Genomic DNA, 7,532 nt, shown 5'->3' with positions numbered 1-7,532 from the left:
ATCGACATCATGCGCACGGTACGCAGCTTCGACCCGTGCCTGCCCTGCGGCGTGCACATGTATCTCGGCGAAGGCAAGACACTGCAGCGCCTGCACTCACCGACCCAGTCCGCTGCCGCGGAGTGATCGGTGGGGTAATCGGGATGCGGCACGAGTCGATCGCCGACGAACACCGGCACGCCCCGGCGGCGCGGCAGGCGGCGACTCGGCCGCGCTCTCGCGTGACCGGCACGGGCCGTCACCTGTACGCGATGCCAGGTGAAGTGCAATTACCTACCAAGGAGCCCGACATGGCAGCAATAGGAAGGACTACCTCGGTCCTCCTCGGCTTGATCCTCATCGCCGGGGTAGTGATCGGCGTGCAGTCCGTTCCAGACCTGAAACGGTACCTTCGCATCCGGCGCATGTAGTTGACACCGCGCAGTCAAAAGTGTTGCGCCGGAGGTCATTCCCCTGGCATGCGGTGTCTGTGCATGGTTGCTGGCGGTAACCAGCGCTCGTCAGGCCAGGTAAGTGGGAGGCAGTTAACCGTCGCGGTGGGGTCGGGAGCGGTCACCACCGCCGATGTAGTCGCTGGCACAGCGGCGTCGACAGCGGTTCGGTCCCGCCGTACGACGACCGTACGGCCACCGTTCCGGTGAAGTCCTGACCCGCCGTGTAGTCGGTGGTGACCACGATTGTCGCGATCCCGGCGTCGAGTGCGGCGCGCAGTCCCAAAGCCGAATCCTCAACCGCGAGCGCTTCTTCGGGAGCGAAGCCAAGTTCTGCGAGCGCGCACTGGTACACCTCGGGGTCCGGCTTGAGCCGGGTCATGTCGTCGCCCGTGACGATGGTCTCTACGGTTCCTTCGCCGAGCAGCCGTTGGCTCGATGTCGAGGATGCGTTTGCCGAACATCGCGGTTTTCGTCTGGTGGACTTGAGCGGCAATGTCGTCCGCACGGTCTCCGAAGCCACGAGCGCGTAGGTCGGCGGCGATACGGCGCTGTCCGCTGCTGCCGATACATCTTCGGTTTCGCCGCGATGTCACACGTGGTTTATCTCTGCGGTGGCAGCAGCACGTAACGCCGCCACCCGCTGGGTCATCGTGCCGAGACCGGTGAACAGAGCGGAACCGGCGCAGAACACACGCGCACCCGCACGGCTGGCCGCGCCGATGGTTGCACCATTGATGCCGCCGTCCACCTCAAGCTCGATATCCAAACCGCGGTGGTCGATTTCGGCACGGGCCGCCGTAATCTTCGGCTCCATACCAGACAAGTACTGCTGCCCGCCGAACCCGGGGTTCACCGTCATGATCAGCAGCAGATCGATCAGGTACAGAACGTGCATCACCGCCTCCAGCGGTGTGGCTGGGTTGAGCGCAACACCGACCCGCGCACCGAGGTCCGTCACCGCAGACAGCGTGGCGTGCAGATGCCGCGTCGCCTCCGCATGCACAATGACAATGTCACAACCGGCGTCGACCCACCGCCGCAGCATCGGATCGGGATCCTCGACCATCAGGTGTGCCTCGAAACCAAGCCTGACCTTGTCACGGTTCGCCGCGATCACATCGGGACCGAACGTCAGATTCGGAACGAAGCGACCGTCCATTACGTCCCACTGAATCCGGTCGACCCCGGCCGTCTCCAGCTCTTCAACTTGCTGTCCGAGTGCGGAAAAATCTGCCGGCAGAACCGAAGCGACCAGAATCGGGGCGCGCTGGTCCATCTAACCTCCTGGCCTTGGCAGCAGTGTTAGAAACCGACGGCTGGCTCGATTCCCCTCAACGGGGGATTAAGGGGGGTAAAAATGCCTGCGAGCGAATGAAACCCCTCGCCACCGCCTATGGTGATGCCATGGTGAGCGTGATCACCAAACCCGTGCGACTTGTGCTAGTCGATGACCATGAGATGGTCATCGAAGGCCTCAAGGCGATGCTCGCCCCATTTTCCGATCGGGTGGATGTCGTCGGGCAGGCGGTCGGCACCGAACGTGCAATCGACGTCATTGAGGACCTGAAGCCCGACATCGTGCTGTGTGACGTGCGGATGCGCGGTTCCAGCGGACTCGAGCTGTGCCCGAAGCTGCGTGAGCGCGTTCCGGAGTGCAAGGTGGTCATGCTGTCGGTCTACGACGACGATCAATATCTGTACCAGGCGTTGCGGGTCGGGGCCGCGGGCTATCTGCTCAAGAGCATCAGCAGCGACGACCTGGTCCACCAGCTCGAACTCATTCACGACGGGGCCAAGGCCATCGACCCGGGCATGGCGGTGCGCGCAGCCGACGTCGCGGCGCGGATGCAGAGCAACGAATTTTGGCCCGGGGCACGACAGGGCCTGACGCAACGCGAAAGCGAGATCCTGTCTTGCGCGGTGCTTGGCCTATCCAATCACGGCATCGCTCACAAGCTGGTGATTGCCGACGAGACGGTCAAGAGTCACCTCCGCTCGATTTACCGCAAGCTCGAAGTCACGGACCGCACTAGCGCGGTCGCTACCGCGCTCCGCGAAGGCATCTACCGATGACCCGTTCGGTCGCGACGGCACCGAGCAATGCAAATGCTGTTCGCGATCTCGTCGACCCCGACCGCGAACTTGCCCTGCTCCGCAGACTCATACAGGTCGCATCCAGCGGGCCGGGCGTGGAGCCGCTGGCGGCTGCCGCGGCCCGAATGATCACGGCCGCCACCGGTACGGATGTCTGTTTTGTTCACGTGCTCGATGAGACCGACCGGTCACTGACGCTGGCCGGCGCCACACCTCCGTTCGACAGACAGGTCGGAAAGATCTGTTCGCTGCTCGGATCGGGGACCGCTGGCTGGGTGGCTAGCCGTCGCGAACCCTTGGTGATCAATCATGGAAAGGAAGTCGATCGGCGCTACCCGACGACTGAATCGCCGGGCGGGCTGAATTTCACCTCAATGGTTTCGGTGCCGATGGTGACCGATCCCGGTGGGCTCGTTGGGGTGCTCGATGTGCATACCGTGAATGAGCGCGAGTTCACCGCCCGCGACGTGGAACTGCTGCGGGTTATCGGCCAGTTGCTCGCTGGTGCGTTGCATCAGGCGCGGTTACATCGGCAAGTGGTCGCACGGCAGCGAGCACACGAGAATTTCGCTGAGCAAGTGATCCAGGCACAGGAGATCGAACGCCGACGCTTGGCCGGCGACATCCACGACGGCATCTCCCAGCGACTGATCACGCTGTCGTACCGGCTTGATGCCGCCAGTCAGGCGGTCGGTACCGATCACGGTGAGATTGCCGAGCAGCTGGAGAAGGCCCGCGAACTCGTCGACCTCACCCTGCAGGAAGCGCGCGCGGCCATCGACGGTTTGCGGCCCCCGGTGCTTGACGATCTGGGCTTGTCCGGCGGGCTGGCCAGCCTTGCCCGCTCCATCCCGGATGTCGATTTGAAAGTAGAGCTGGCCGATGCTCGGCTGCCCGAGCACATCGAGCTGGCGCTGTACCGCATCGCTCAGGAATGCCTGCAAAACATGGTCAAACACGCTCGCGCGACCGTAGCCAGGTTGACATTCACCCTGGATGGCGACGCGGCGCGGCTGGAAATTGCCGATAACGGTGTCGGCTTCGACACGTTCAAACACCCGCTCGGGGGTGACGAAATGGGCGGTTACGGCTTGCTATCGATGGCCGAACGCGCGGAACTCGTTGGCGGGCGGATCAATATCCGGTCCCGTCCCGGATCTGGGACGGCGGTGACGGCAACTATCCCGCTGCCGTGCACCGCAAACTAAGCACGGGGACTGGGCAAATCGAACCTAGTCGCCGACGACGCGAGTCGTAACGGACATAACCACGGGAGCAGCGGACGGGGACGGGTCCCTTCGACACTGCTCCCGTGGTATCAACCAAGTTAGGCGGATTGCAGTGCGTGGCGCTGGCCAAGCACTGCCACCGCATTGGCGGTGACGCGTTTGGCCAGTGCGGCCTGCCCGTCGGCGACGCGGTTCGAGTCGCCGTGCCAGGCGGTCAGCGCCGGCGATACCAAGGCGCGGCCAAAGGAAAACGTCAGCGGCCAAGGCGTTCGGTGGCGCTGCATAGCCTCCAGGTTCGCGGTGGCTCGCTCAGGTTCCTGTCCTCCGGACAGGAACGCCACACCGGCGAGATCACGCGGCCAGGCCCGTAGCGTCCGCACGCTAGCATCGGCGACTAGCCGCGGCGCGGAGCGGGCCGGGTAATCCTGTCCTTCCACGATCATGTTGGGTTTGAGGACGACGCCGGCCAGGTCGACGTTAAACGCAGCGAGTTCTGTTCGGACGGCGGCATGCACCTCCGCGGTGGCGCGTGCGCAGCGACCGCGGCTGTGATTGCCATCCATCAGCACCTCGGGTTCCACGATCGGAACGAGCCCGACCTCCTGGCAGGCGGCGGCGTAGCGCGCCAACGCGATGGCGTTGGCGCGAATCGCTCCCGGGGTGGGCGTGGTGTTGGTGATCGTGAACACCGCGCGCCACTTGGCGAACGCCGCACCCATCTCGGCGTAGTGCACCAGCCGGTCCGGAAGACCGTCGAGGCCCTCGGTGATCTTTTCCCCGGGCAGGCCGGGACACGGCTTCGCGCCGGTGTCGACCTTGATGCCTGGCAGGATGCCCCGTGAGTGCACGGCTTGCGGGAACGGCGTGCCGTCGCCGAACCGTTGATTCAGCGTCTCATCGCACAAGATGATGCCCGAAACACCGTCGTCAAGCCCCGGTGTGCTAACCAGTATTTCTCGGTATGCCCGCCGGTTCTCCTCGGTCGGCTCGACTCCAGCCTTAACCAGACGGGCCGACATTGTGGGAATGCTCTCGTCGGCGGCCAGGATGCCCTTTCCGTGTTTCATCAGCTGCGCGGCGGTCTCCTTGCAGGTACCCATCGCACTGACTCCTTTCGACGGCCTTTTCGTCTGGTGGTTTCGGCACAACGATAGGCACCAGCGCGCCCAGGCTCCTACACCGAACTGGTGGATGCGGCGGGTGGAAAACCTTAAGCGATCACTTAAGTGAATGCTACAAATTCTCGATAGACAAGTTCAGTGTTGCGGTGGCAGCATCGTTGCCATGACTGATCGATGGAGCGCGGGAGTCATCCCGTATAAGGAAATGGGTTATTGGATGCCGGACTATGTGCCGAAGGACACCGACATCCTGTGCGCGTTCCGGGTCACGCCGCAAGCGGGTGTGGACCCGGAAGAGGCCTCGGCGGCGGTGGCCGGCGAGTCCAGCACCGCCACCTGGACGGTGGTGTGGACGGACCGGCTGACCGACTTCGGGCACTACCAGGCCAAGTGTTTCAAGGTCGACCCGGTGCCCGGCAAACCCGACCAATACATCGCGTGGATCGCCTATGACCTCGACCTGTTCGAGGAGGGCTCGATCGCCAACCTGACCAGCTCGATCATCGGCAACGTGTTCGGCTTCAAGGCACTCAAGGCGCTACGCCTCGAAGACATGCGCATCCCGGCCCACTACGTCAAGACGTTCCAGGGCCCGGCGCACGGCATCGTGATGGAGCGGGAGTACCTGAACAAGTTCGGCCGCCCGCTGCTGGGCGCCACCACCAAGCCCAAGCTGGGCCTCTCGGCGCGCAACTATGGCCGCGTCGTCTACGAGGCGCTGCGCGGCGGCCTGGATTTCACCAAGGACGACGAGAACATCAACTCCCAGCCGTTCATGCGCTGGCGAGACCGGTATCTGTACGTCATGGAAGCGGTCAACAAGGCCCAGGCGGCCACCGGCGAGATCAAGGGCCACTACCTCAACGTCACCGCCGCCACCATGGAGGACATGTACGAGCGGGCCACCTTCGCCAAGGAGATCGGCTCGGTGATCGTGATGGTCGACCTGACGATCGGCTACACGGCGATCCAGTCGATGGCCAAGTGGGCCCGCGCCAACGGGTGCATCCTGCACCTGCACCGCGCCGGGGCCGCCACCTGGACCCGGCAGATGAACCACGGTGTCAACTTCCGGGTGATCGCGAAATGGATGCGGCTGGCCGGCGTCGACCACATCCACGCCGGCACCGTCGTCGGCAAGCTGGAGGGCGACCCGAACGCCATTGCGGGCTACTACGACACCTGCCGGCTCGGCAGGCTGGAGGCCGACCCGGTCAAGGGTATTTACTTCGACCAGGACTGGGCGTCGATGCCCGGTGTCATGCCGGTCGCGTCGGGCGGCATCCACGCCGGCCAGGCCCACCAGCTCTTGCACTACCTGGGCGAGGACGTGGTGCTGCAATTCGGCGGCGGCACCATCGGTCACCCGATGGGCATCTCCGCCGGCGCCGAAGCCAACCGGGTCGCGATCGAGACGATGGTCAAGGCCCGCAACGAGGGCCGCGACTACTTCAAGGAGGGCGAAGACATCCTCAAGAAGGCCGCGTCCCGCAACCACGCACTCGACGTCGCGTTGGCGACCTGGGGCGATATCACCTTCAACTACGCGCCCACCGACACTCCCGACTTCGTCGCGACACCGACGCCCGTCTGAGCGCGGGAAGGAGATCACTATGCGCATCACCCAAGGCACCTTCTCCTATCTGCCGGATTTCACCGACGAGGAGATCACCGCCCAGATCGAGTACGCCCTGTCCAACGGTTGGCCGTTGGCGGTGGAGTTCACCGACGACCCGCACCCGCGAAACACCTACTGGGAGATGTGGGGTCTGCCGATGTTCGACCTCAAGGACCCCGCGGGGGTGTTGATGGAGCTCAATGAGTGCCGGGCGGCCAAACCCAATTATTATGTGCGGCTCAACGCCTACGACGCCAGCCTCGGGCGGATGACCGTGGCGTTGTCGTTCATCGTGCAACGGCCGGCCGAGGAGCCCGGCTTCCGGCTCGACCGCACCGAAGCCAATGACCGGCACATCAACTACACGACGGTCGCCTACGCGACCCGAGACCCGGTCGGCGACCGTTACCGCTGACCATGTCGCAGGCGGATAGCCAAACCCCACGCAGATCGTTCGGCTACACGCCGCGTTCTGAGTCCGGCCCGCAGCTGGACGCCGAACCGGAGGAGGCGCCAGCGCCTCCTTTGCCGCCCGACGCGGTGGTGGACTTGGCGGCCGCCCGCAAAGAGGCCGGGGTCGACGAGGTGCTGTCCAAGCTGGACGCTGAGCTCGTCGGCTTGGCGCCGGTAAAGACCCGGATCGCCGAGATCGCGGCCTTGCTGCTGGTGGACCGGATGCGTGCCCGGTACGGCATCACTGCGGAGCAACCCACGCTGCACATGTGCTTCACCGGCAGCCCGGGAACCGGGAAGACTACGGTAGCCATGCGGATGGCCGACCTGTTGCACCGGCTCGGCTACTTGCGCCGCGGACACCTGGTCCATGTCACCCGCGACGACCTGGTCGGCGAGTACATCGGCCACACCGCGCCGAAGACCAAGGAAGTCATCAAGCGGGCGATGGGTGGTGTGCTGTTCATCGACGAGGCGTACTACCTCTATCGTCCGGAGAACGAGCGCGACTACGGCCAGGAGGCGATCGAGATCCTCCTGCAGGTGATGGAGAACCAGCGTGACGACCTGGTCGTCATTCTGG

9 protein-coding genes are annotated in these 7,532 nt (G+C 64.4%); 6 read left to right on the top strand and 3 right to left on the bottom strand.

Translation table 11 applies throughout. From position 1 onward, the window contains the following. Positions 1–143: 143 nt before the first annotated feature. On the top strand, positions 144–410 hold the full coding sequence (locus tag ACRDTL_RS21560) for a DUF6893 family small protein (protein WP_431508729.1): 267 nt from the start codon (positions 144–146) through the stop codon (positions 408–410). Between the two features lie 142 nt (positions 411–552). Here ACRDTL_RS21560 and ACRDTL_RS21555 read toward each other — a convergent pair whose 3' ends face one another. Both ACRDTL_RS21555 and rpe read right to left on the bottom strand, forming a co-directional pair. Further along, on the bottom strand, positions 553–954 hold the full coding sequence (locus ACRDTL_RS21555) for an HAD family hydrolase (protein ID WP_431508727.1): 402 nt from the start codon (positions 952–954) through the stop codon (positions 553–555). 69 nt (positions 955–1,023) lie between these two features. Then, complete coding sequence (gene rpe, locus ACRDTL_RS21550) at positions 1,024–1,710, bottom strand: ribulose-phosphate 3-epimerase (RefSeq protein WP_431508726.1); 687 nt, start codon at positions 1,708–1,710, stop codon at positions 1,024–1,026. A gap of 128 nt (positions 1,711–1,838) precedes the next feature. Between rpe and ACRDTL_RS21545 the strand changes: the two genes are divergently transcribed. Both ACRDTL_RS21545 and ACRDTL_RS21540 read left to right on the top strand, forming a co-directional pair. Next, positions 1,839–2,507 carry a response regulator gene (locus ACRDTL_RS21545; RefSeq protein WP_431508728.1) on the top strand — a complete coding sequence of 223 codons (669 nt, stop codon included), beginning with the start codon at positions 1,839–1,841 and terminating at the stop codon, positions 2,505–2,507. Further along, on the top strand, positions 2,504–3,736 hold the full coding sequence (locus tag ACRDTL_RS21540; protein ID WP_431508725.1) for a GAF domain-containing sensor histidine kinase: 1,233 nt from the start codon (positions 2,504–2,506) through the stop codon (positions 3,734–3,736). The genes ACRDTL_RS21545 and ACRDTL_RS21540 overlap by 4 nt, the downstream gene beginning before the upstream one ends. A gap of 119 nt (positions 3,737–3,855) precedes the next feature. On the opposite strand, the gene ACRDTL_RS21535 is transcribed toward ACRDTL_RS21540, so the two are convergent. After that, positions 3,856–4,857: a class I fructose-bisphosphate aldolase gene (locus tag ACRDTL_RS21535; protein ID WP_431508724.1), complete on the bottom strand. Its 1,002-nt coding sequence runs from the start codon at positions 4,855–4,857 to the stop codon at positions 3,856–3,858. Between the two features lie 184 nt (positions 4,858–5,041). Between ACRDTL_RS21535 and ACRDTL_RS21530 the strand changes: the two genes are divergently transcribed. The 3 genes from ACRDTL_RS21530 to ACRDTL_RS21520 all read left to right on the top strand — a co-directional run. Beyond that, a complete protein-coding gene (locus ACRDTL_RS21530) occupies positions 5,042–6,472 on the top strand; it encodes a form I ribulose bisphosphate carboxylase large subunit (protein ID WP_431508723.1) in 1,431 nt (476 codons plus the stop codon). A 19-nt stretch (positions 6,473–6,491) separates the two neighbouring features. Further along, positions 6,492–6,911, top strand: a complete 420-nt coding sequence (locus ACRDTL_RS21525) for a ribulose bisphosphate carboxylase small subunit (protein WP_431508722.1) — start codon at positions 6,492–6,494, stop codon at positions 6,909–6,911. A 2-nt stretch (positions 6,912–6,913) separates the two neighbouring features. Next, a partial coding sequence (locus tag ACRDTL_RS21520) for an AAA family ATPase (protein WP_431508721.1) occupies positions 6,914–7,532 on the top strand: 619 nt, incomplete at its 3' end.

The sequence above is a fragment of the Mycobacterium sp. genome, from assembly GCF_050700595.1.
Classification (GTDB): domain Bacteria; phylum Actinomycetota; class Actinomycetes; order Mycobacteriales; family Mycobacteriaceae; genus Mycobacterium.
The sequence above is the reverse complement of the archived record's forward strand: the minus strand, read 5'-3'. Positions and strand labels throughout refer to the sequence as shown.

Bases quoted from the DNA above. Each gene is read 5' to 3' on its own strand.
- ACRDTL_RS21525 (WP_431508722.1), top strand. From the start codon at position 6,492: ATGCGCATCACCCAAGGCACCTTCTCCTATCTGCCGGATTTCACCGAC.
- ACRDTL_RS21560 (WP_431508729.1), top strand. From the start codon at position 144: ATGCGGCACGAGTCGATCGCCGACGAACACCGGCACGCCCCGGCGGCG.
- ACRDTL_RS21540 (WP_431508725.1), top strand. From the start codon at position 2,504: ATGACCCGTTCGGTCGCGACGGCACCGAGCAATGCAAATGCTGTTCGC.
- ACRDTL_RS21535 (WP_431508724.1), bottom strand. From the start codon at position 4,857: ATGGGTACCTGCAAGGAGACCGCCGCGCAGCTGATGAAACACGGAAAG.
- ACRDTL_RS21530 (WP_431508723.1), top strand. From the start codon at position 5,042: ATGACTGATCGATGGAGCGCGGGAGTCATCCCGTATAAGGAAATGGGT.
- ACRDTL_RS21545 (WP_431508728.1), top strand. From the start codon at position 1,839: ATGGTGAGCGTGATCACCAAACCCGTGCGACTTGTGCTAGTCGATGAC.
- rpe (WP_431508726.1), bottom strand. From the start codon at position 1,710: ATGGACCAGCGCGCCCCGATTCTGGTCGCTTCGGTTCTGCCGGCAGAT.